This is a genomic window from Sphingomonas phyllosphaerae 5.2, from assembly GCF_000419605.1.
Taxonomy (GTDB): Bacteria; Pseudomonadota; Alphaproteobacteria; order Sphingomonadales; family Sphingomonadaceae; genus Sphingomonas; species Sphingomonas phyllosphaerae_B.
On record NZ_ATTI01000001.1, the window covers coordinates 2505141 to 2526598 of the forward strand.

15 protein-coding genes are annotated in these 21458 nt (G+C 68.0%); 5 read left to right on the forward strand and 10 right to left on the reverse strand.

The window, feature by feature from the left end:
• Window positions 1–19: 19 nt before the first annotated feature.
• Complete coding sequence (locus tag SPHPHY_RS0111790) at window positions 20–2659, forward strand: M1 family metallopeptidase (RefSeq protein WP_022686890.1); 2640 nt, start codon at window positions 20–22, stop codon at window positions 2657–2659.
• 202 nt (window positions 2660–2861) lie between these two features.
• On the opposite strand, the gene SPHPHY_RS0111795 is transcribed toward SPHPHY_RS0111790, so the two are convergent.
• From SPHPHY_RS0111795 to SPHPHY_RS20985, 4 genes are all read right to left on the reverse strand, one after another.
• On the reverse strand, window positions 2862–4283 hold the full coding sequence (locus tag SPHPHY_RS0111795; RefSeq protein ID WP_022686891.1) for a sugar porter family MFS transporter: 1422 nt from the start codon (window positions 4281–4283) through the stop codon (window positions 2862–2864).
• A 78-nt stretch (window positions 4284–4361) separates the two neighbouring features.
• Window positions 4362–5111 (reverse strand): SDR family NAD(P)-dependent oxidoreductase, encoded by a 750-nt coding sequence (locus SPHPHY_RS0111800; protein ID WP_022686892.1) that lies wholly within the window; start codon window positions 5109–5111, stop codon window positions 4362–4364.
• Entirely contained in the window at window positions 5108–6241 is a 1134-nt protein-coding gene (locus SPHPHY_RS0111805; protein WP_028056827.1) for a fumarylacetoacetate hydrolase family protein, read from the reverse strand. Before SPHPHY_RS0111805 ends, SPHPHY_RS0111800 begins: the two co-directional genes overlap by 4 nt.
• Before the next feature lie 161 nt (window positions 6242–6402).
• On the reverse strand, window positions 6403–8460 hold the full coding sequence (locus SPHPHY_RS20985; RefSeq protein WP_051148313.1) for a putative bifunctional diguanylate cyclase/phosphodiesterase: 2058 nt from the start codon (window positions 8458–8460) through the stop codon (window positions 6403–6405).
• Window positions 8461–8748: 288 nt separating this feature from the next.
• On the opposite strand from SPHPHY_RS20985, the gene SPHPHY_RS0111815 reads away from it, so the two are divergent.
• Both SPHPHY_RS0111815 and SPHPHY_RS0111820 read left to right on the forward strand, forming a co-directional pair.
• A complete protein-coding gene (locus SPHPHY_RS0111815) occupies window positions 8749–9225 on the forward strand; it encodes a GAF domain-containing protein (RefSeq protein WP_196802163.1) in 477 nt (158 codons plus the stop codon).
• Window positions 9226–9310: 85 nt separating this feature from the next.
• Complete coding sequence (locus SPHPHY_RS0111820) at window positions 9311–9682, forward strand: response regulator transcription factor (protein WP_028056828.1); 372 nt, start codon at window positions 9311–9313, stop codon at window positions 9680–9682.
• A 13-nt stretch (window positions 9683–9695) separates the two neighbouring features.
• Here SPHPHY_RS0111820 and SPHPHY_RS20050 read toward each other — a convergent pair whose 3' ends face one another.
• Window positions 9696–10514, reverse strand: a complete 819-nt coding sequence (locus SPHPHY_RS20050; protein WP_196802164.1) for a D-alanyl-D-alanine carboxypeptidase family protein — start codon at window positions 10512–10514, stop codon at window positions 9696–9698.
• Window positions 10515–10610: 96 nt separating this feature from the next.
• On the opposite strand from SPHPHY_RS20050, the gene SPHPHY_RS0111830 reads away from it, so the two are divergent.
• Complete coding sequence (locus SPHPHY_RS0111830) at window positions 10611–11162, forward strand: DNA-3-methyladenine glycosylase (RefSeq protein WP_022686895.1); 552 nt, start codon at window positions 10611–10613, stop codon at window positions 11160–11162.
• 42 nt (window positions 11163–11204) lie between these two features.
• On the opposite strand, the gene SPHPHY_RS0111835 is transcribed toward SPHPHY_RS0111830, so the two are convergent.
• The 5 genes from SPHPHY_RS0111835 to SPHPHY_RS0111855 form a co-directional block, all read right to left on the reverse strand.
• Window positions 11205–11981 carry a 3-keto-disaccharide hydrolase gene (locus SPHPHY_RS0111835; protein ID WP_022686896.1) on the reverse strand — a complete coding sequence of 259 codons (777 nt, stop codon included), beginning with the start codon at window positions 11979–11981 and terminating at the stop codon, window positions 11205–11207.
• Window positions 11978–13351 carry a Gfo/Idh/MocA family protein gene (locus tag SPHPHY_RS0111840; RefSeq protein ID WP_022686897.1) on the reverse strand — a complete coding sequence of 458 codons (1374 nt, stop codon included), beginning with the start codon at window positions 13349–13351 and terminating at the stop codon, window positions 11978–11980. The genes SPHPHY_RS0111835 and SPHPHY_RS0111840 overlap by 4 nt, the downstream gene beginning before the upstream one ends.
• Window positions 13352–13446: 95 nt before the next feature.
• Window positions 13447–15207, reverse strand: a complete 1761-nt coding sequence (locus tag SPHPHY_RS0111845) for a DUF885 domain-containing protein (RefSeq protein ID WP_022686898.1) — start codon at window positions 15205–15207, stop codon at window positions 13447–13449.
• Complete coding sequence (locus tag SPHPHY_RS0111850) at window positions 15204–16229, reverse strand: Ldh family oxidoreductase (RefSeq protein ID WP_022686899.1); 1026 nt, start codon at window positions 16227–16229, stop codon at window positions 15204–15206. The genes SPHPHY_RS0111845 and SPHPHY_RS0111850 overlap by 4 nt, the downstream gene beginning before the upstream one ends.
• Window positions 16226–18592, reverse strand: a complete 2367-nt coding sequence (locus tag SPHPHY_RS0111855) for a glycoside hydrolase family 127 protein (RefSeq protein WP_028056830.1) — start codon at window positions 18590–18592, stop codon at window positions 16226–16228. The genes SPHPHY_RS0111850 and SPHPHY_RS0111855 overlap by 4 nt, the downstream gene beginning before the upstream one ends.
• 82 nt (window positions 18593–18674) lie before the next feature.
• Between SPHPHY_RS0111855 and SPHPHY_RS20055 the strand changes: the two genes are divergently transcribed.
• The gene (locus SPHPHY_RS20055) at window positions 18675–21344 is read left to right on the forward strand and encodes a DUF5695 domain-containing protein (RefSeq protein ID WP_196802165.1); all 2670 of its coding nucleotides are present in this window, start codon (window positions 18675–18677) and stop codon (window positions 21342–21344) included.
• Window positions 21345–21458: the final 114 nt, after the last annotated feature.

A 21458-nucleotide genomic window follows, 5' to 3' on the forward strand; every position in this document is an offset into this window, starting at 1 on the left:
GATGAAAAGGATCGCCCCGATGAAGACCGTGCTGCTCGCCTCCGCCGCGCTGCTGTTCGTGCCCCCCGCGCTTGCGGAAGCGCCCCGCGCGGCGCCCGCGCCATCCGACGTCCCGCTCGGCCGGCTTTCCGATGCAGCGCGGCCTACCGCTTATCGCATCGACCTTACCGTCGATCCGGCGCAGCCGCGCTTCACCGGCCATGTCGAGATCGATGCGCAGGTCGCCGCCGCCACCGGCTCGCTCTACCTGCACGGTAACGGCCTCACCGTCACCCGCGCCGCCGCCAGGGCCGGCACCCGCACCATCGCCGCCCGTTACACGCAGGTCGATGCCAGCGGCGTCGTTCGCCTCGACTTCGACGGCACGCTCCCCGCCGGTCGCGTCACGCTGACCTTCGACTATGACGCGCCGTTCATGAACGGCAGCGAAGGCCTGTATCGCACGAAGGTCGGGGCCGAATGGTACGCCTGGACGCAATTCGAACCGATCGATGCGCGCCGCATGTTCCCGTCGTTCGACGAACCCGGCTTCAAGACGCCGTTCACGCTCTCGATCACCGCCCCCGCCGGTGACCGCGTCTTCGCCAACACGCCCGAAACCGCGCACGGCACGGCGGGCGGCGGGCTGACCGTCCACAAGTTCGCGCCCTCGCGGCCGCTGCCAACGTACCTCGTCGCGATTGCGGTCGGTGCGTTCGACGTCGTGCCCGGCAACGCACCCGCGAATACGGTCCGCAAGGATGCGCTCCCCTATCGCGCCATCGCGACCAAGGGGCAGGCATCGCGCCTGCAACTCGCCGCGTCCGAGGGCCCGAAGATCCTCGCGTTGCACGAACAATATTTCGGCATGCCCTATCCTTACGAAAAGCTCGACCAGATCGCCTCGCCGGAGATGGGCGGCGCGATGGAGAATGCCGGGCTGGTCACCTACAACGACACGCTGCTGCTGCTCGCTCCCGATGCGCCCGCCAGCCAGCGCCGCGACTTCGGGATGGTCGTCGCGCACGAACTGGCGCACCAATGGTTCGGCGATCTCGTCACGCCGACGTGGTGGACCGATATCTGGCTGAACGAGAGCTTCGCCGAATGGGCCGGCAATCGCGTCGGCGAGTTGTGGCAGCCGGGGCTTGGCACCGAAGTCGCGCAGCTTGCCGAGGCGCTTGGCGCCATGGACACCGACAGCCAATCGGTCGGCCGGCCGATCCGGCAGGAGATCACCCGCAACGATCAGATCGCCAGCGCTTTCGACTCGATCACCTACCAGAAGGGTGGTCAGGTGCTGACGATGGTCGAACAATATCTCGGCCCCGACCGGTTCCGGGCCGGCGTGCGTTACCATCTCAACCGCTTCCGCTATGCCAATGCCAACGCCGACGACTTCTTCGCGTCGATGGCGAAAGGCTCGGGCGACGCCGGCATCGTGCCGGTGTTCCGCAGCTTCGTCGAGCAGACCGGCGTGCCGGTCGTTTCGATCCGCCAGGACGGCGCTGGCTGGCGGGTCGCGCAGGCGCGCTACCGTCCGATCGGCGTCGCCGCCGTCGCGCCGCAGACGTGGAACGTACCGGTCTGCGCACGGCAGGGTGACGTGCGGAGCTGCACGCTGCTGACCACAGCCAACGGCACGCTCGCGCTCAAGGGCAGCGGCCTCGCGATCCCGAACGCCGGCGGCGCGGGCTATTGGCGCTACAGCCTCGACGATGCGGGATGGCGGGCGCTGCTCGCCGGCGCTGCGGCGCTGCCTGCGCGTGAGGCGATGGCCGCGGCGGACAGCCTGTGGGCCGACTTCACCGCCGGCAACGCCAGCTTCGCGCGCGTCGTCGCGGGCGCGCGCGTCCTCGCCGACCATCGCGAACGCTCGGCGACGTTGCTGCTGCCCAGCGCGATCGGCGGGGTGGACCGGCTCGGGCTGTCGCCTGCCGCCGAAGCCGGGTTGCGCCGGCTCGCCGCCGACCTTTCGCTGCCGCGACTGCGCTCGCTCGGCGCGCTCGACCTGACCGCCGGCGGCTACGCAAAGGAGGAAAACGGCCAGCGCCAGCTGCGGCAATCGCTCGTCTCCTACGCTGCGTTCGTGGCCAAGGATGCCGCGATCCGGGGTCAGCTCGCCGACGCCGCCACCGCCGCGCTGGGCGATGCGCGCGCGCTCGACACCAGCTATCGCGCGCTGGCGTTGATCGTCGCGGTGCAGGACCGCGGCGTGCCGTTCATGGATCGCCTGCGCACCGCGCTCGTCGCCAGCAGCGATCCGTTGTTCCGCCAGCATGCGCTCCGCGCACTCGGCAGCGCAGACACCGCCCCCGGGGTCGCGCGCGCACTGGCGCTGGGTGACGACGATGCGCTGCAATCGAGCGAGCGCATCGCGATCATGCGTACGCTGCCGCAGTCGCCGGTCGGGCGCGACGCGCTCTTCGCACGGATGAGCAGCAATTTCGACGGCGTCGTCAATGCGATCCCCGCGTTCAGCCGCCCGCGCCTGCCGTTGCTGTTCGCCAGCTATTGCAGTGCCGACAAGGCTGCCGCGGTGGACGCACTGTTCCGTCCGAAGCTGGCGGTACTCGGCGGCGGCGAACTCGAACTCGGCCAGACGCTCGATGCGATCCGGCAGTGCGTCGCGCTGAAAACCGCCAAGGGCGCGGAAATCGAGGCTGTTCTCACGAAGTAAGCGCTGCGGCCGGATGACGGCAGGTCTAACCGGCCGCCCGTCGTTGCGAGCGAAGCGAAGCAATCCAGCATCAGAGCACGACGCCCTGGACTGCTTCGTTTCGCTCGCAGTGCCTGCGTCCTGCGAAAAAGGGCGGCCGCACCGCGCGACCGCCCCTTCATGATGGCAGCTTAGGCGGCGGGGCTCGCCCCGCCGCCGCACGTCAGCCCTGCATGTCTTCCAGTTCGCGCCCGCGCGTCTCGTGCACCATCTTGCGCACGAAGAAGAACGAGATCGCCGCGAACACCGCATAGCCGGTATAGGTCACCGCCAGCCCCGGCGACACCGCCAGCGCCGGGAAGGTGACCGAGATCGCGGCATTGGCGATCCACTGCGCGAAGCCCGCGACCGCCAGACCCGACCCGCGGATCTGGTTCGGGAACATTTCGCCCAGCATCACCCACATCACCGGGCCCCAGCTGGCATTGAAGAAGATCACGTAGAGGTTGGCCGCGACCAGCGCGATCAGGCCGTTGTTGCCCGGCAGGCTGACCGCGCCCGCCGCATCGGTCACCGCTGTCGAGAACGCCCACGCCACCGTCGCCAGCGTCACCGCCATGCCCGCCGACCCGACGAGCAGCAGCGGCTTGCGGCCGATGCGATCGACGGTGAAGATCGTGAACAGGCACGCGCCGATCGACAGTGCGCCCGACAAGATGTTGGTCTGCAACGCCTGATCCTCGGTGAAGCCCACCGCTTCCCACAGCGTCGCGCCGTAATAGAAGACGACGTTGATGCCCACCAGCTGCTGGAACACCGCCAGCCCGATGCCGGCCCACACGATCGGACGGATCTTGCCGGTGGTGCGGTCCTTCAGGTCCGACATCCGCGGGCGATGCTGGTCGCCCGACAGGCTGCGGCGGATCTCGCCGACCTTGCGGTCTGCCTCGGCGGTGCCGAACAGCCGGGTCAGCACCTTGTGCGCCTCTTCCTCGCGCTTCTGCGCGACCAGGAAGCGCGGGCTCTCCGGGATCACCAGCAGCGCGACGAGGTAGATTGCGGCCGGGATCGCCTGCAGCCAGAACATCCAACGCCACGCTTGGAACCCGAACCAGAACGTCGCGGTCGAGCCGCCGGCGTAACGCGCCAGCGCGAAGTTCGCGACGAACGCGCCGGTCAGCCCGGTGATGATCATCACCTGCTGCACGCTCGACAGTCGCCCACGGATCGCCGCAGGCGTTACCTCGGAGATATAGACGGGCGAGATCACGCTCGCCGCGCCGACGCCGAGCCCGCCGATGATGCGCGCGAAGATGAAGATGATCGAGGAGCTTGCCGCACCCGCCAGCAAGGCGCTGCCCAGGAACAGGAACGCCGCCAGCATCATCACGCCGCGACGCCCGATCCGGTCGGCCAGCCGCCCGGCCATGAACGCGCCGATCGACGAGCCGACCAGGATCGCGCCGACATTCACGCCGATCCCCAGCTTGCCGAGGTCGAATGCGGCTTCCAGGCCCTTCTGCGTGCCGTTGATGACGCCGGAATCATATCCGAACATGAATCCGCCGATCGTCGCCACGGCCACGATCGCGGCGATGAAGCCGATGTTCACCTGTGCTGCCGCCCCGGGATCACCCGGTTCCATCACTCTCGTCGCCATCCCGTCCCGCTCCTATTTTCTTGTTTGTTTGTCGTCCGTGTTCAGGCGGTTGTCACCGCCGCGTCAGCGCCACCCGGCGTCGACGAAATATTCGTGTCCCGTGCACATCCGCGCGTCGTCGGAAGCCAGGAACAGTGCCAGCGCCGCGACGTCGGCGGGCTGGATGCGCCCGCTCAGGCACTGCGCCGCCACGATCTCCGCCTCGCCCTCGGGGGTGTACCATTTCTCCTGGCGTGGGGTCTGGACGTTGCCGGGCACGATCGTGGTGACGCGGATGTTGTCGCGGCCCAGATCGCGCGCCATGCTGCGCGTCATCCCCTCGATCGCGGCCTTCGCGGTCTGGTAGAGCACCAGATCGGGCAGCCCGAGGTGCCAGCTGATCGATCCGAAATTGACGATCGCGCCGCCGCCCGCCGCTTTCAGGTGCGGCACCGCAGCCTGCGCGGCGAAGAACAGGTGCCGCAGGTTGACCGCCATCCGCTCGTCCCAATATTCCGGCGTCACTTCGGCGATCGTGTGCCGGTCGTCGTTCGCGGCGTTGTTGACGAGCACGTCGAGCCCGCCCAGTTCCTCGGCCAGGGCCGCGATCGTCCCCGGCAGTGCAGCGACGTCGGTCAGGTCGCAGCGGCGGAAGGTCACCCGCTCACCCAGCTGCGCTGCCAGCGCCTGTCCAGCTTCCTCGGCGACGTCGACGAACGCGACATGCGCCCCCTGTCGTGCAAACGCCTCGACCAGCCCGGCGCCGATCCCGCTTGCACCGCCGGTGATCAGGACGCGCTTCTTCGCCAATGACGGGTACGTCGCATCGCTCACTTGGCGGTCTCCAGCAGCCCGCGTTGAGCAAGGTTGCGGAACAGCGCACCGATGCCGTCGGTCCACGGCGCGGCGTCCTTCGACGTCACCACCCGGTTCACCAAGCGTCCCAGTCGCGCACTTTCGATCGAAACCGTGTCACCAACCTTGTGCGTGAAGCCCCGCCCGGGATCGTCGCGGTCCTGGACCGGCGCGAACAGCGTACCCAGGAACAGCACGAACCCATCGGGATATTGATGCTCGGAGAGCGTCTGCGCGACCAGATCGAGCGGATCGCGGCTGATCTCGGCCATGTTGCTGACCCCGTCCAGCTCGTAACCGTCTTCGCCGCGGATGTTCAGCCGCACCTCGGCATGACGCACGTCGTCGATGCCGAAGCTGTCGTCGAACAGCCGCACCAGCGGCCCCAGCGAGCAGGACGCGTTGTTATCCTTCGCCTTCCCAAGCAGCAGCGCCGAGCGCCCTTCGAAATCGCGCAGGTTGACATCGTTGCCCAGCGTCGCGCCGATCGCCTCGCCGCGGCTGTTCACCAGCAATGCGACTTCCGGCTCCGGATTGTTCCAGCTCGAGTCCGAACGGATGCCGATCTCGGCATCCGCGCCCACCGTCGCCAGCACCGGCGCCTTGGTGAAGACTTCGGCGTCGGGACCGATCGCGACTTCCAGATATTGCGACCAAAGTCCGTCCTCGATCAGCGCGTGCTTCAGCGCCGCCGCTTCGGGCGTACCCGGCACCACCGAGCGGATCGAACCGCCCATGCGCGCTTCCAGCCGACCGCGGATCTCCGCGGCGGCCGACCAGTCGCCGCGCGCACGTTCCTCGATCACGCGCTCGATCGCCGACACCGCGAAGGTGACGCCGCACGCCTTGACGCATTGCAGATCGACGGGGCTCAGCAATTCCAACCCGGCCTCGTCCAGCGCGCCCAGCGAACGCCCGCCCGCCCCCGACAGGTCGCCGCCTTCGACCAGCATCGACACCGTCGGCGCGACTGCCGACATGTCGAATGCCTCGCCCGCGATCACCAGCAAAGGGATCGGCCCCGCCGCCGTCGCCGCCCGCCCGACGAACCGCCCCGATCGCCAGTCCTGCGGCAGGCCCGATGCGATTGCATCGCTCAGCTGCATCATCTTCCGCTCCACCCCAATTTTTCGACTTGATAGCGCTACCAACACGGCCGCGGTACGTCTGTCAAGCTGGTGTCGCCGTTACTACGCGCCATCCCGGTGCGCCAGTCATGCCAGCAGGCCACGGTCCGCATTTTCAAGGCGTTGGTTTGCCGCTGCGATAGCTAGCGGCGGGCGGCCCACTCCGGTGCAACCTGAAGCATCAGGGGCATCGCCGCCGGGTCGGCGCAATGGATCGCATCGCTGTTCGGCCGTCCGATCAGGAAGCCCTGCACCTGCGGAATGCCCCAGTCGCGCAGCAGCGCCAGTTGCGCGATCGTCTCGACCCCCTCGGCGACGATCGGGATGTTCAGGCTCGCACCCAGCGCGGCGATGCTGCGCACGATCGAACTCGACGGCGCATGGTTCAGCATCGTCGCCACGAAGCTGCGATCCACCTTCAACTTGTCGAAGCGGAAATCGCGCAGGTTGCCGAGCGAGGAATAGCCGGTGCCGAAATCGTCCATCACGATCCGCGCGCCCTGATGCTGCAACGTCCGCAACACCGTCAGCACGGGTTGGCGACGGTGATCGAGCAGCGTCGCGCTTTCAGTCACCTCGAACTCGAGCCGCGTCGGGGAAACGCCGTGCCGTCGCGCCAGCGCCAGCAATTCGTGGCCGAGCGCCGGCTGGCGGAACTGGATCGCCGACAGGTTCAGCGCCAGCGTGATATGATCGGGCCAGCGGCTCGCCGCCGCCATCGCCTGGTCCGCGACCCACAATCCGATCGCGTCGATCCGGCCACTCGCCTCCGCCAGCGGCACGAAGCGATCGGGCGGGATCTCGCCCAGTTCAGGGTGCGCCCAGCGCAGCAGCGCTTCCTGCCCGATCACCTGCAGCGTCTCGGCATCCGCGATCGGCTGGTAGGCCAGATACAGCTCACCGCGCTCGGCCGCGCCCTCCAGGTCGCGCGACAACCGCCAGCGCAGCCGCACCTCTTCCTTGAACTGGTCGTCGAAGAAGCGTGCGGTCTGCCGCCCTTCGGCCTTGGCGCGGTACATCGCCATGTCGGCGAGATTGTAGAGTTCCTCGCCCGCCTGCTCGACGCCCGACAGCGCAACGCCGATGCTCATCTGCGTCGGCACGGTATCGCCGGCGGTCGCCTCGCAGGCGCGCAGGATGCGTTGCGCCAGCGCTTCCGCGGCGGCGGGTTGCTCGCCCGCGACCTGGATGATCGCGAATTCGTCGCCGCCCAGGCGCGCGACCATGTCGCTGGCGCGCGCGCACGCGCTCAGCAGGCGCGCGGCGCCGCGCAACGCCTCGTCACCGCCGACATGGCCGAAGCGATCGTTGATCGACTTGAAATCGTCCAGGTCGATCGCGAACACCGCGACGCGTTCCGGGGAGCGCCGCGTCCGCGCCAGTTCGCGCGCCAGCCGCTCCTCGAAGAGCAGACGGTTGGGCAATCCCGTCAACACGTCGTGGTGCGCCAGGAATTCGACCCGCCGCTCGGCCCGCCGGCGCTCCTCGACGGCGGTGCGATAATCGCCGATCCCGCGGGCCAGATCGCCGAGTTCGTCCGGTCGCGCCGCCCCCGGCACGCTCGCCCATGCATCCTCGCCGCGGCTCAGCTGACGGACGCGTTCGGCGATGGCGACGATCGGCGCGATCACGCGCCGCCGCAGCCATACCATGCACGCCAGCACCGCGACCAATACCGCGACAGCGGTGGCAAGAACCTTTTCCAGATGCTTGGAGAACTGTTGCGAATTGCTTTTCAGCGTCGCGTCGATCTGCCGGATCAGCGCACCGCGCAGCATCGAGCGCGACGTCTCCAATTGCCGGAGCGCAGCCAGGAACGCCGGCATCTGCGCACGCACCGCGCCCGGTGCCTGCCGGGCGTCATGAAGCAACCGCCAGCTCAGCATCGCGAATCGCGCTTCGGCCGCCCGGCGCTGCGCCATCAATATCCGCAGTTCGTCGGAGGGTGGCATGGCGGCCATTGCGTGCGCATTGCCGCGATGGAAGCCGGTCAACGCCGCGCCCACCTCGGACCATTCCGCGGATGGCACGGCTCGCCGCTGCTCGGCCAGGCGCGTCACTTCGCCCACGCCCAGCCGCAGTCGCCGCTGGAGCTGGTCCTGCCGGTCCTCGCTCTGCAACAAAGTGGTCAGCTGCCCGATCGTGGCGTTCTGCGCATAGATCGCATGCGCCAGCACCATCCCGCCGACGAGCAACGCCATCCCCAATGCCAGAACGGCACCGAAGGCAGCGGCAACTCGCGTCGAAATGGATGTCGGCAGCACACAACCTCCGTGGGCAGCCAGCCTAGGACATAAAGCCTTACCGCTTTATGAGCGATCGCCGCCCCGGCGCAAGAAGATGCATATAAAACAGCGTCAACGTTGCGACATGTTGCTGTACGTAACATTAACGACGTTTGCGGGCGTGCCCAGCTTGACTCGGCCGTCTCCCGCTTTGAAAAGGTAGGCCTATCAAGGGGCTACAACTCGATGTTCATCGAAGATTCGATGATGACGGCCGATGAACCCGCGCGGCAGGTTGCGCTGGACCGGCTGGATCTTCCGTCGAAGCGTTGGGATGATCGACTTCAGCAGGTGGCCGAGCGGGCTGCGGACGTCGCACGCACGCCGATCGGCGCGATCTCGATCATCGATCGGGCGCGGCAGTGGCTGATCGCAAAGCGCGGGCCGCTCGAAGACGAGATGCCGCGCGCGGTGGCGTTCTGCGCGCTGGCGATCCATCGTCCCGGTGAGGCGATGGTGGTGCCCGATGCGTCGAAGGATGTTCGTTTCGCGGACAATCCACTGGTCGCCAAATCGCCGCCGATCCGCTTTTACGTCGGCATCCCGTTGGTCGACCGTGCTGGCTACCCGCTCGGCGCACTGTGCGTGATCGATCACAAACCGCGCGAAGATCTGCCGGATCTCTATGATCTGGCCGCGCTGGCGCGCGAGGCGGAACGGATCTTCACGCAGCCGGGTTGAGCCGCCTCCCGGCACCGACGATCGCTTTCCGACTTGCGGCGACGAACGCAGCGGGGCAGGCAGATCGTCGACGGCGGGAGGACAGGTGGCGGACCGGAAGTGCATCATGCTGGTGGAAGATACCGCCAGCCATCGCAAGCTTTACGCATCGTGGTTGAAGATCGGCGGTTACGACCCGCATGTGCTGGGTGACGAACGCGTCGCGCAACGGATGGCGGAGGAATTGCGTCCGGCCGCGATCATCGTCGACATTCGCCTGCCCAACATCAGCGGCCTCGACGTGATCGAGGGACTGAAAGCGGATGAACGCACCCGCGCGATCCCGGTGATGGCGTTGACCGTACTGGACAGCGCGACCGACAAGGATGCATGTCTGGCGGCCGGCGCCGACGTTTTCGTGACGAAGCCCGATCATATCGCGACCTTCCTCGATCGCATCGCCGCACTGCTGGTCTGACGGGCGGCGATGTTCAGCGCCGCGGACGCCGCAGCCGCGGTTCGCTGAACCCCACTTCCATCAGGTTGGCGACCAGCAGGTCGCGCTCGCTACCGGACGGGGCACCCATCACCACCACGATCACCCGCCGCGCACCGCGTTTGGCCGAGGCGGCCAGATTGAAGCCGGCCTCGACGGTATAGCCGGTCTTCAGCCCGTCCATCCCCGCCACCTTGCCCAGCAGCTTGTTGTGATTTTCCCGCCGCCGACCTTCCCAGGTGATCGCGCGCGTCCCGAACAGCCGATAATGCTTCGCCTCGGCGCGGATCAGGTGGCGGGCCAGCACGGCCATGTCGCGCGCCGTCGTGCGGCCGGCGCTCGGCGCCAGACCGGTGGCGTTCCCGAAGGTGGTGGACGTCATCCCGATGCCCCTGGCACGCGCGTTCATCTGCGTAACGAACGCACGCTCGCTACCCGCGAGATGATCGCCCAGTGCGACCGCGACATCGTTGGCGGAGATGACCGCGACCGCGCGCAACGCGGCGTCCAGCCGGAGCGACCGCCCGCGCCGCAACCCCAGCCGCGACGGTTGCTGCCGCTCGCCCGCCGGGGTCATGCGGATCATCGTTCCCGGTTTCAGCGTGCCGTTATCCATCGCCTCGAAGGCGATCAGCAGCGTCATCATCTTGGCGAGCGACGCCGGTGCGCGCGCGCGATCGGCATTGTCCTCGTCCAGCACCTGCCCGGTCGTCGCGTCCAGCACGATCTCGGACACCGGCCCGCGCGGCGCGGCGGCAGCGGGAACGGAAACGGCAGCAAACAAAAGCAACCACATCGTGGCGATACGCGACACATATGACATGCCGTACGACTAGCTTGTCCGCCCGGCCGCGACAACGCCGTCCGCCCGCGGTTCACACCGGGCCGGCGCGTTGCCATATCGGACACCATGGACCGATCCTTCTTCGCGCGTGACGTCGTCGCGGTAGCGCGAGCGCTGCTCGGAGCGACGTTGCTGGTAGACGAGGTCGGCGGCACCATCGTCGAGACCGAAGCGTATGACGCCACCGATCCCGCCTCGCACAGCTTCGCCGGTCCCGGCGTGCGCAACGCCGCGATGTTCGGTCCGGCAGGCGTCGCCTACGTCTATCGCATCTACGGTTTGCACCACTGCCTGAACCTGACGTGCGGCGAAGGTGCGGCGGTGCTGATCCGCGCGCTGGCACCGACCGATGGTATAGCGACGATGCGTGAACGCCGCGCCACGACGCAGCCCGACGCGTCGCTGTGTGCGGGGCCGGGGCGGCTGTGCCGCGCGCTCGCGGTGGACTTGTCGCTGGACGGCGCCTCGCTCCAACGGCCGCCGTTCGCGCTTGCCGGGCGCACGGCCGAACCGGTGATCGTCGCGACGCCGCGGATCGGGATTTCGCGAGCCGCGGAGGTGCCGTGGCGGTTCGTCGTGGCCGGCTCGCCATCGCTCAGCCGACCGCTGCGCACGTGATCGACGACGGCCGGGCAGCGTGGCGCCGCCCGGCCGCGCCTCTCAGTCCTTCAACTCGCGGATCCAGATGTTGCGATAGCTGATCGGTGCGCTGGGATCGCCGTGGTCCTGCAACTTGATCGGCGCCTTGCCGTGCGCGATATATTTCGGCTGACCGATATACGCCGTCTGGCCGCGCAGCTGCGTGTGGTTCTGCATCAACACACCGTTGACATGGGCGGTCACGAACGCCGGCCGTGTCACCGTGCCGTCAGCGCCGAACTGCGGCGCGCTCCACGTCACGTCGACCGTCTGCCACTCGCCGGGCTTGCGGGCCGGATTGGCGAGCGGCGGGGTCTGCTTGTAGACCGCGCCCAGCTGCCCGTTGACGTAGGTGGGGTTGTTGTAGCTGTCCATGATCTGCAGCTCATAGCCGTCGTCCCCCTTGCCGGTGGACGCCAGGAACAGCCCGCTGTTGCCGCGCGCCTGACCCTCTCCGGTGATGCCGACCGGGATCCTGTATTCCAGGTGAAGCTGATAGCTGCCGAACGCCTGCTTCGTCTGGATATTGCCGGTGCCCTTCTTCACCGTGACGACGCCATCGGCGACCGTCCAGCCCGCCGCGCCGCCGGTATTGACCGCCGACCATTTGTCGAGCCCCTTGCCGTCGAACAGCACGACCGCGTCGGCCGGCGCCGCCCAGCCCGCGAACGCACCCGGCGTTACCACCGGCACCGCAGGCGACCATTGTTCGGTCGCCTTCGGATCGCCCTGCGGCGCTTGCGCGACGCCGGCCGATGATGCCAGCAACAGCCCGGTGCCCAGCATGATACCCTTCATAGCTCCCATCCCTTTCGATACTCCCGATCCAGAAAGCGGTTCGCATCCGCGACGTTCGTAACGCGTCCCGACGCGCCGTCATAGTCGATCGCCTCCCCCGCGCGCAGCGCCACGACGCCCAGCAGCATCGTCTCGGTCAGCGGCACCGCCGTCGCGAACGGGCTGGAGATCGCCTCCTCGCCGCGGATCGCCCGAACCCAGTTCATCTCGTGCCCGTTCATGCCGTCGCGAATGCGCGGCAGCGAGGTCGGGATCGCCGCCGCACGTTCGGCCACGCCGTCGCCGATCAGCACCGGTTTCTCGCCATAGGTCTCGTGCATCAACATGCCGCGATCGCCGATGTAGAGCACGCCGCCGCCCGGATCCATCCGCGCGCCCGCGGGCAGCCCGGGCGGCGTCGGCGGCATCAACCCGCCGTCGTACCAGGTCATGCGGATCGGCCCGCCCTTCGCGTTGCCGAAGTCGAAATAGCTGATCGTTCCCAGCGGGTAGCTGCCGTTCGCGGGTTCCTTGGGATTGCCCCACACGCTGTGCCGCGTCTCGACCCGTGTCGGCAGGCCCGGCTCCAGCGCCCAGACCGGGAAGTCGACCAGATGCGCGCCCATGTCGCCCAGCGCGCCGGTGCCGAACGGCGCCCAGCCGCGCCAGTTGAAGTGCGCGTACATCGGGTTGTAGCCCCAATCGACGGCTGCCGGCCCACGCCAGGCGTCCCAGTCGAGCGAAGCGGGTGCCGCGACCGCCGCGGGGCGCGCGACGCCCTGCGGCCAGATCGGGCGGTTGGTCCACACCTGCACCTCGCGCACGCGCCCGATCGCGCCGCCGCGCACGATCTCCACCGCGCGCCGTCCGTCGTCGCCGGAGTGCCCCTGGTTACCCATCTGCGTGACCAGCTTCGGATCGGCCTTCGCCAGCGCGGCGAGCACGCGGCCCTCGCGCACGGTGTAGGTCAGCGGCTTCTGGACGTAGACGTGCAGGCCGCGCTGCATCGCCATCTTCGCCGCGACTGCGTGATGATGGTCCGGCGTGGCGATCACCACCGCGTCCAGATCCTTGCGGGCGTCGAACATGCGTCGATAGTCGGCGTATTTGTCGGCCTTGTCGTACGCCGCCTTCAGTGCCGCGCGCTTCGGGTCGGCGACCGACTCTGCGACATGCGCCATGTCGACATCGGCCATGGCGACGATGTTCTGCGATACCAGCTTGCTCATGTTCGCCGCGCCCATGCCGCCTGCGCCGATCACGGCCAGGTTCACGCGGTCGCTGGGCGAGCGGCGGCGTCCACGCGGTGCGGCGGCAGCTGCGGGCACGATGCCCAGCCCCGCCGTCATCGCCGCCGCGCCGCCCAGCCATGTCCGGCGGTCGATCGTCATTCGTGCCTCTCCCGATCCTCTTTCCTGACCGGGAGGATGGGCGGATTGCCAAACGAACTCAAGCAATTGCTAAAAGAATTTGGCTTATTGGCCGCTCACGGCAGTGGGTACGGCCCCTTGCCCTTGTCCGCGATGAAGCGATCGGTGCGCTGGTCGATCATCGGCAACGGCACCGAACCCAGCGCCAGCATCGCGTCGTGAAAGGCGCGGATATCGAACTTCTCGCCCAGCGCCTTCTGCGCCTTCGCCTTGGCGTCGAGGAACGCCAGCTCGCCCATGTAATAGCTCAGCGCCTGTCCCGGCCAGGCGATATAGCGGTCGACCTCGGTGGTGATCTCGTGGTTGGACAGCGCGGTATTGTCGCGCAGGAACGCCTGCGCCTGCTCGCGCGTCCAGCCCTTGGAGTGCACGCCGGTGTCGACCACCAGCCGCGCTGCGCGCCACATCTGGTAGCTCAGCATCCCGAACGTCTCATAGGGGGTCTCGTACATCCCCATGTCCTCGCCCAGCGCCTCGCAATACAGCGCCCACCCCTCGCCGAACGCCGAGATGTATTCATCACGGCGATAGGCGGGCAGATCGGTCAATTCCATCGCGAACGGCATCTGGAATGCATGCCCCGGCGCGCTTTCGTGCAGGGTCAGCGCCGGCAACGAATAGAGCCCGCGCGACGGCAGGTCGTAGGTGTTGACCAGATAGACGCCCGGCCCGCCGCGGCCGCTGGTATAGAAGGGCGCGACATCGGGCGCGACCGGCTTGATCGCAAAGCGCATCCGCGGCAGTCGCCCGAAATAGGTCGACGCCTTGCCGTCGAAGGTCTTGGCGATCCACGCCGCGCGGTTGAGCAGGTCCTGCGGCGTCTTGGCGTAGAATTGCGGATCGGTACGCAGGTAATTGAGGAACGACGGCAGGTCGCGCTGCCACTTCACCTGCGTCATCACCGCTTGCATCCGCGCCCGGATCTTCGCCACCTCCGCCAGGCCGATCGCGTGGATCTGCTCCGGCGTCAGATCGCGCGTCACGAACTCGCGGATCTTCGACTGATAATAGGCGCGCCCGTCCGGCAGATCGTAAGCGGCGAGCTTCACCTGTGCGTTCGGGATATAGTCGTCGCGTAGGAATGCCAGCAGCTTCTGGTGCGCCGGCAGCACCGATGCCGCGATCACGCGCTTCGCCTCGGCGCGCAACGCCGCCTGCTTGGCGGCGGGGATCGTCGCCGGCAGCGTCTTGAACGGTGCGTAGAAGGGCGACGCCTCCCCCGCCCCCGCCTTCACGATTTCGGCGACGCCGGCGTCGCGCCCCTGCAAGGTGACGCGCGGCGGCGTGAACCCGCGCTTCAATCCGGCGCGCATGTTGACGATCTGCTGGTCGTAGAAGCGCGGCAGGCTGTCCAGCTGCGACAGATACCGGCGTAGCGCCGCCTCGTCGCGATAGTCGTCGCGCGCCATCCCGGCGACGTTCATCCAGAAACTGGTATCGGCGTTCAGCGGCTTCTCGTAGTCGCGGAACTGCTGCTCAGCGAGCAACGCCGCGATTTGCCCGCGGTAGACGGCGTAATCGTCGCGCGCCGCTGGCGACAGTTTCGCGGGATCGATGCGATCGAGTGCTGCCATCGTCTCGGTCCAGCGCTTCGTCATCGCCGCCTGCGCTGCGGGGCCGACGTCCGGCAGCGTCGCATTCTGGCTGGCCGGCGCATCCTCGTCGGGGCCGTTCAGCGTCTTGCGCCACGCATATTCGCTTTCGGACAGCTTCCGGAATGCCGCGTCGCGGGCCGGAACCGCCGCCGTCGCGGCCGGCGCGGCGGGGGTAGTGGCGGCACCCGCCATCAACAGCGTCAGTGCAAGCGCGATCGTCATGCCTTCTCCTTCGTCACCTCGTCGATGTCGCGCAGCAAGGCACGCGACACCAGCACCCCGTCGCGAGCGCTGACCGGGCGCAGCGCATGACGCCGCGATCCCGAAACACGCGCGCCCTGCCGCTCGATCGCCGCGAACACGCCCTCGGCACGCGCCAGCTGCTCCGCCGCCGCCGCGCCGAGGAACCCGGCCGGATCGAGCGCGATGATCAACTCGCCGCCCAACGGCGAGCCTTTGCGTCCGGCATCCCACGCGATCGATTCGGCGCTCGTCAGATCGCCGATCAGCGGACCGGCGAGCAACTCGACCATCAGCGCCAGTGCCGATCCCTTGTGCCCGCCGAACGTGCGCATCGCACCGGCCAGCACCGCGGCCGCATCGGTCGTGTCGCTGCCGTCGGGCGCATGCCCCCAATCGTCCGGCACCGGTGTACCGGCGCGGCGATGCAGCTCGATCTCGCCGCGCGCCACCGCGCTGGTCGCGAAGTCGAAGACGAACGGCGCGGCCCCGTCGCGCGGCCAGCCGAACGCGATCGGATTGGTCCCGAACACCGGCTTCGTCCCACCTGCCGGGGCGACCCATGCGTGATTGGGCGTCACCGCCAGCGCGACCAGGCCGTGCTCGACCAGCGCCTCGATCTCCGGCCACAGCGCCGCGAAATGCACGACGTTGTTGATCGCCAGCGCAGCAATGCCGTTGGCGCGTGCCGCCGCGACCAGCGCATCGCGCCCGGTCTCGAAAGCCAGCTGCGCGAAGCCGCCGTTGCCGTCGACGCGCACCACGCCCGCCGCACGTCGCTCCAGCACCGGCACCGCATCGGGAACGACCACGCCCGTCGCCACCGAATGCGCCGCCACCAGCAACCGGTACAAGCCATGCGCACCGCATCCGTCGCGTTCGCCTGCAACGATCGTCTCGGCCACCGCGTCCACGTGCGCCGGTGCCAGCCCGACCCGCGCCAGCGTGGTGCGCGCATAATCGCGCACCTCGGCCAGCGTCATGCGGACCTGCGCGTCGGTCATGCGACCGTCGCTGGCTTCGCGGTGAACATCCGTACCCCGAACACCGGTCCGGCGCTGTTCCCGTCATGCGGCACGAAACGGACCTTCACGCGCGTCTTCCCCTTCGTCAGCGCTTGCGGCACCGGATAGTCGACGTCGAAGAACGCCCCCGGCTTGTCGGCCACCAGCGTCTGCGTCGCAACGCGTTGATTGTCGATCAGGATGTCGAAGCTGCGCTTGCGCTCGTCACCCCAATAGGTCGCCTGAAGAATCAATAGCCCGGGCTTCACCGCCATCGCGAACTCGAAAAAGCCGCCAGTGCGCGCGTCGCGCCCGTTGCGGCCGCGATAGACGAGCGGATAGGAAATCTCGGAGGTCAGCGCGTGGTCACGCTCCGGCTGCATCTCGCCCAGGTGCATCACGTCGACCGAGCGCGCCGCCAGATCCTTCTGCCGCGCCTGCTCGGCCAGGAACGCCGCTTCCTGCACCTTCCACTGCGCGTCCGTGAAGCGCTTGAAATACACCGCGCTGCGCCGGTCGTACTGGCGATAGAAGGGCACGAAGGTCAGGTCGGCGGGGCGGATCAGCCCGGTCGTCGCATATTGCGCCTCTTCCGCCGCCACCGGCGAGAAAGTGGCGAGCAGGTCGTCCCCGACCATTGCCGGATCGGGCTTGTCCCATTCGCCGTCGGCACGCCCGAGATCGGCGGCGAGCACCAATGGTCCGCGCAGCACCGCTATCGTCTGCGCGTCGCCCGGCGCTGACTCGAGGCGCAGGTCGAGCGGCAGGCGGATCGTCACCGTGTCGCCCGCTTTCCAGCGCCGCGTCACGATCGCATAGCCGCCCGCCGAAGCGGCATCGGCGGGCTTGCCGTTGACCAGCACCTCGCGCCCCTTCGCCCAGCCCGGCACGCGCAGCGCGACCGGGAACGTGCCGGTCTTTCCGAGCGTCGCGAAGGTGAGCGTCGCCTCGCCCGCGAATGGATAGGCCGTCTCCAGCCCCAATGTCGCGCTCCGTTCCTTCCACGTCGCGTCGGCGGGGATGTAGAGGTTGACGATCAACGCGTCGTCACCGGTCCAGAAGATGCTCTCGCCGTGCTTGGCATGGCTCTCCATGCCGGTGCCGACGCAGCACCAGAATTCCTCGCCGTCGCGCGCCGAGAAATCGCGCTTCGTGCCGGTCATCAATGGGGTCATGTAGGTGAAGCCGCCGTTGACCGGTTCCTGCTGCGCCATGACGTGGTTCAGGTGCGCGCGCTCGTAGAAGTCGAACAACGCGCCGTCCGGCTGCCAGCCGTACAGGTGCCGCGTCAGCTTCAGCATGTTGTACGTGTTGCAATGCTCGCACGTCTGCTCGGTGATGTGCTGCGCGATCGTGTCGGGCGCGCTGAAATATTCGCGGTCGGCGTTGCCGCCGATGACGTAGCTATGATGCCGCGTCACCTGTTCCCAGAAAAAGCGCGCAGCAGTCGCCTGCTCGGGCTTGCCGGTGATCTCGTGCAGGCGGGCCAGCCCGATCAGCTTGGGCACCTGCGTGTTGGCGTGAAAGTTCGCGAGTTGATCCTGCCGCTGCGTCAGCGGATCGAGGTTGCGCTTGTCATAGATCCGCTCCGCCAGCCGCAGCCAGCGCGCATCGCCGGTGCGCGCGTGCAATTCCGCGAAACTCTCGTTCAGCCCGCCGTATTCGCAGGCCAGCATCTTCTGCACCTGCTCGTCGTTCAGCGCGGCGAACACCTTGTCGATATAGCCGCCCAGCCCGGTGGCGATCGCCATCGCCTGTTCGCTCGGCCCGATATGGTCGATGACGTCGAACAGCCCGGTGTAGAGCTTGTGCCAATTGTAATAGGGCACCCAGCAGCCGTTGAGGTCGAACCCTGCCGAACGAATGTCGCCGCGCATGATCTCGGGGAAGATCTCCTTCCCGTCCACGACCGTGCCGTCCTTGCGCTTGCGCGTGAAGCCCGCGACGTAGCCGTCGCCGTTCGCCGCCTGGCATTTCGCCAGCTCGCCGATGATATAGGCCGCGCGCGTCGCGCATTCGGCGCAGCCGGTCTGCGCGTGCGTCAGTGCCAGCGCCGAAAGATAGTGGCCCAGCGTATGCCCCGCGATCGTGTCGCTCTCCCATCCGCCGTAGACCGGCGCCTTGGGCGTGATCCCGGCGAACTTGTGGAAGTTATGGAGCAGCCGGTCGGGCGACAGCCGCATCAGGTAGGCACGGTTGACCTCCACCGCGCGCGAGAAATCCGATGGGCGCAGCCGCACGGCCGACAGCGGGAAGGGCCGCGCTTTCGCTGGCAAGCCCGCGCCGGACTGCGCAGCCGCTGGCAGCGCCAGCATCGGCACCGTCGCCGAGGACATCAGGAACGCACGACGACCGAGCAGCATTTCCATCTCCCAAGAATATTGTATACGATAGTCCCATGGAGATCGGAGTCAACCGATCACGAACCAGCAAAAGGGTGGCACGATGCGGCGCACGTCATTGTATTTCGCAGGGTTGGCAATGGGCAGCGGCGCCTTGCTCCACGCCGCGGCACCCCAAACACCGCGCCATGTGGTCGGCGAACTGGCGCTCACGCTCGATCCGGCGAGCCAGACCATGCTCCACCTTTCGCCCGTCGCCGAGCCGGCGTTCGACTTCGCGCCGGGCGATCGCGCCGCCGAACGCCGCGGCGACGGGTACGTGCAGGTCGGCGACCTTCACCTGCGGCTGCGCACCCCCGATGCGGCATGGCGCGACTTCGCCTCTTCGCGTCGCCGCGTGCCGGTCCGCGCGCTTCCCGCCGGAGGCGACGTCCTGGCGCGCGCCGACATGACCGCGACGATGGGCGCAGGCTTCCCGCTCACGGTCGAGCGCACGTGGCTGCGCGAACGCGGCGCGCCGGTCCTCCGCTTCACGCTCGCGAACCGCGGCACGACCCCGGTCGAGGTCGGCGCGCTCGGGATGCCGATGGTGTTCGACAACATCATCACCGACCGCACGCTGGAGCAGGCCCATGCCAGGGCGAGCTTCGTCGACCCTTACGTCGGCAACGATGCCGGCTACGTTCAGGTGACGCGCCTCAACGGCAAGGGGCCGGCATTGCTGGTGCTCCCCGACGGACGCACCCCGCTGGAGCAGTATCGCATCCTGCACGATGCGAAGCGCGCGCCGGCCGGCGACATCTTCACCGATCGCACGCCGCGTCAGCAGACGTTCGAGGGCTTCTACGACTGGATGGTGGCCAGCGCCGCGATGCAGGACAAGGGGCAGCCATGGAACCCCGCGACCGCCTTCACGCTCGCGCCCGGCGAGAAGCGGACGATCGGCGTGCGACTGGTCGCGGCGCCCTCGATCCGCGGCATCGAGCAGACGTTGCAGGCGGAACGCCGGCCACTCGCGGTCGGCTTGCCCGGCTACGTCGTTCCCACCGACAGCCCCGCCGACCTTTTCGTCCGCGCCGATCAGGCCATCGGCAACGTCAGCGTCACGCCTGCGAACGCCCTCACGCTGACACCCACCACCGCGCCGAAGGGCTGGAAGCGGTGGCGCGTCGCAGGCACCGGCTGGGGCCGCGCCCGCGTCGCGATCACCTATGCCGACGGCAGCGTGCAGAGCGTCCATTACTTTGTCACCAAGCCGCTGGCGGAGGTCTCCGCGGACCTCGGACGCTTCGCAACCACACGGCAGTGGTTCGATGACAAGCGCGATCCGTTCCACCGCGGGCCGTCGATCCTGGGCTACGACCGCGACACCGATCGGATCGTGACGCAGGAACAGCGCGTGTGGATCGCGGGGCTCAGCGACGAGGGCGGTGCCGGCGCATGGGTCGCGGCCGCGATGAAGCAGCTCGACCACCCGGTCCCGGCCGAAGTCGCCAAGCTGGAGCGGATGGTGGACGAAACCGTGCTCGGCACATTGCAGGTCGAGGCCGGCGGCGTGAAGAAGAGCCTGTTCTACTACGACCCGAAAGCCCTTCCCGGCTATTACGACAAGGGCACGAACTGGTCGACGTGGGCGTCGTGGGACCGCAAGCAGGCCGACGATCTCGGCCGCTCCTACAATTATCCGCACGTCGCGATCGGGCATTGGGTGCTCTACCGGCTCGCTCGCCACCACCCCGGCATGGTCACCCGCCACGACGCGGCATTCTACCTTGACCGCGCCTACCGCACCACGGTCGCGATGGTCCGTGACGCGCCGCATTACGCGCAATTCGGGCAGATGGAAGGCGAGGTCTTCCTGGAGATCCTCGCCGACCTGAAGCGCGAGGGGATGACGACGCAGGCGGCCGAGGTCGAACGGCTGATGAAGGTGCGGGCCGATCACTGGCGCACGCTCGCCTTCCCGTTCGGCAGCGAGATGGCGTGGGATTCGACCGGGCAGCCCGAAGTCTACGCGTGGATGCGGCACTTCGGCTATGCGAAGGAAGCCGCGGTCACGCGCGACGTCATCCTCGGCTACGATCCCACCGTGCCGCACTGGGGCTACAACGGCAACGCCCGCCGCTATTGGGACTTCCTGTATGGCGGCAAGGTGCAGCGCATCGAGCGCCAGATCCACCATTACGGATCGGCGTTGAACGCAGTGCCGCTGTTCGACGCCTACCGCCGCGACCCCGCCGATCTCCACCTGCTGCGGGTCGCGTACGGCGGCTTCATGGGCGGGATCACCAACATCGACCGCGACGGCTTCGCTTCCGCCGCCTTCCATTCCGAACCCGACCTGATGCGGTGGGACGCGTATAGCGGCGACTATGGCATGGGCTATTTCGGCCATGCCTATGCCGCGGCGAGCTATCTCGTGAAGGATGCGACGTTCGGCTGGCTCGGCTTCGGCGGCACCGTCAGCGAGGATGGTGACGCGGTCGAGATCGTCCCGCACGACGGCGCGCGCACCCGCTTGTTCGTCGCACCCGCGGGGCAGTGGATCACGCTGGCGGTGGGCACGATCGCCAAGGCACGCTGGCTGCCCTCGGCGCGGCGCATCGAACTGACGCTCGACCCGGCGACTGCGACGACACAGGCGGCCCACCTGATGGTCGAGGCGCCGGCGGGCGGCGCTGCCTATGCGATCGACAAGGGCAAGGCGGAGCGTGGCCTCACGACGATCGCGTTGTCGCCGGCCACAACGACAGTGACCCTGACACCGCGCTGATCGTCGTCGCGAGCGCAGCGAAGCAATCCGGGCCGGACCATGACGCCCCGGAGCGCTTCGCTACGCTCGCAATACCTGCTGGATAGACCCGACATTTGCGGGTCTTCGGCAACG

Bases quoted from the DNA above. Each gene is read 5' to 3' on its own strand.
- SPHPHY_RS0111805 (WP_028056827.1), bottom strand. From the start codon at position 6,241: ATGATGCAGCTGAGCGATGCAATCGCATCGGGCCTGCCGCAGGACTGG.
- SPHPHY_RS0111845 (WP_022686898.1), bottom strand. From the start codon at position 15,207: ATGACGATCGCGCTTGCACTGACGCTGTTGATGGCGGGTGCCGCCACT.
- SPHPHY_RS0111840 (WP_022686897.1), bottom strand. From the start codon at position 13,351: ATGACGATCGACCGCCGGACATGGCTGGGCGGCGCGGCGGCGATGACG.
- SPHPHY_RS0111835 (WP_022686896.1), bottom strand. From the start codon at position 11,981: ATGAAGGGTATCATGCTGGGCACCGGGCTGTTGCTGGCATCATCGGCC.
- SPHPHY_RS0111855 (WP_028056830.1), bottom strand. From the start codon at position 18,592: ATGCTGCTCGGTCGTCGTGCGTTCCTGATGTCCTCGGCGACGGTGCCG.
- SPHPHY_RS0111830 (WP_022686895.1), top strand. From the start codon at position 10,611: ATGGACCGATCCTTCTTCGCGCGTGACGTCGTCGCGGTAGCGCGAGCG.
- SPHPHY_RS0111850 (WP_022686899.1), bottom strand. From the start codon at position 16,229: ATGACCGACGCGCAGGTCCGCATGACGCTGGCCGAGGTGCGCGATTAT.
- SPHPHY_RS0111790 (WP_022686890.1), top strand. From the start codon at position 20: ATGAAGACCGTGCTGCTCGCCTCCGCCGCGCTGCTGTTCGTGCCCCCC.
- SPHPHY_RS0111795 (WP_022686891.1), bottom strand. From the start codon at position 4,283: ATGGAACCGGGTGATCCCGGGGCGGCAGCACAGGTGAACATCGGCTTC.
- SPHPHY_RS0111815 (WP_196802163.1), top strand. From the start codon at position 8,749: ATGATGACGGCCGATGAACCCGCGCGGCAGGTTGCGCTGGACCGGCTG.
- SPHPHY_RS20985 (WP_051148313.1), bottom strand. From the start codon at position 8,460: ATGGCGTTGCTCGTCGGCGGGATGGTGCTGGCGCATGCGATCTATGCG.
- SPHPHY_RS20055 (WP_196802165.1), top strand. From the start codon at position 18,675: ATGCGGCGCACGTCATTGTATTTCGCAGGGTTGGCAATGGGCAGCGGC.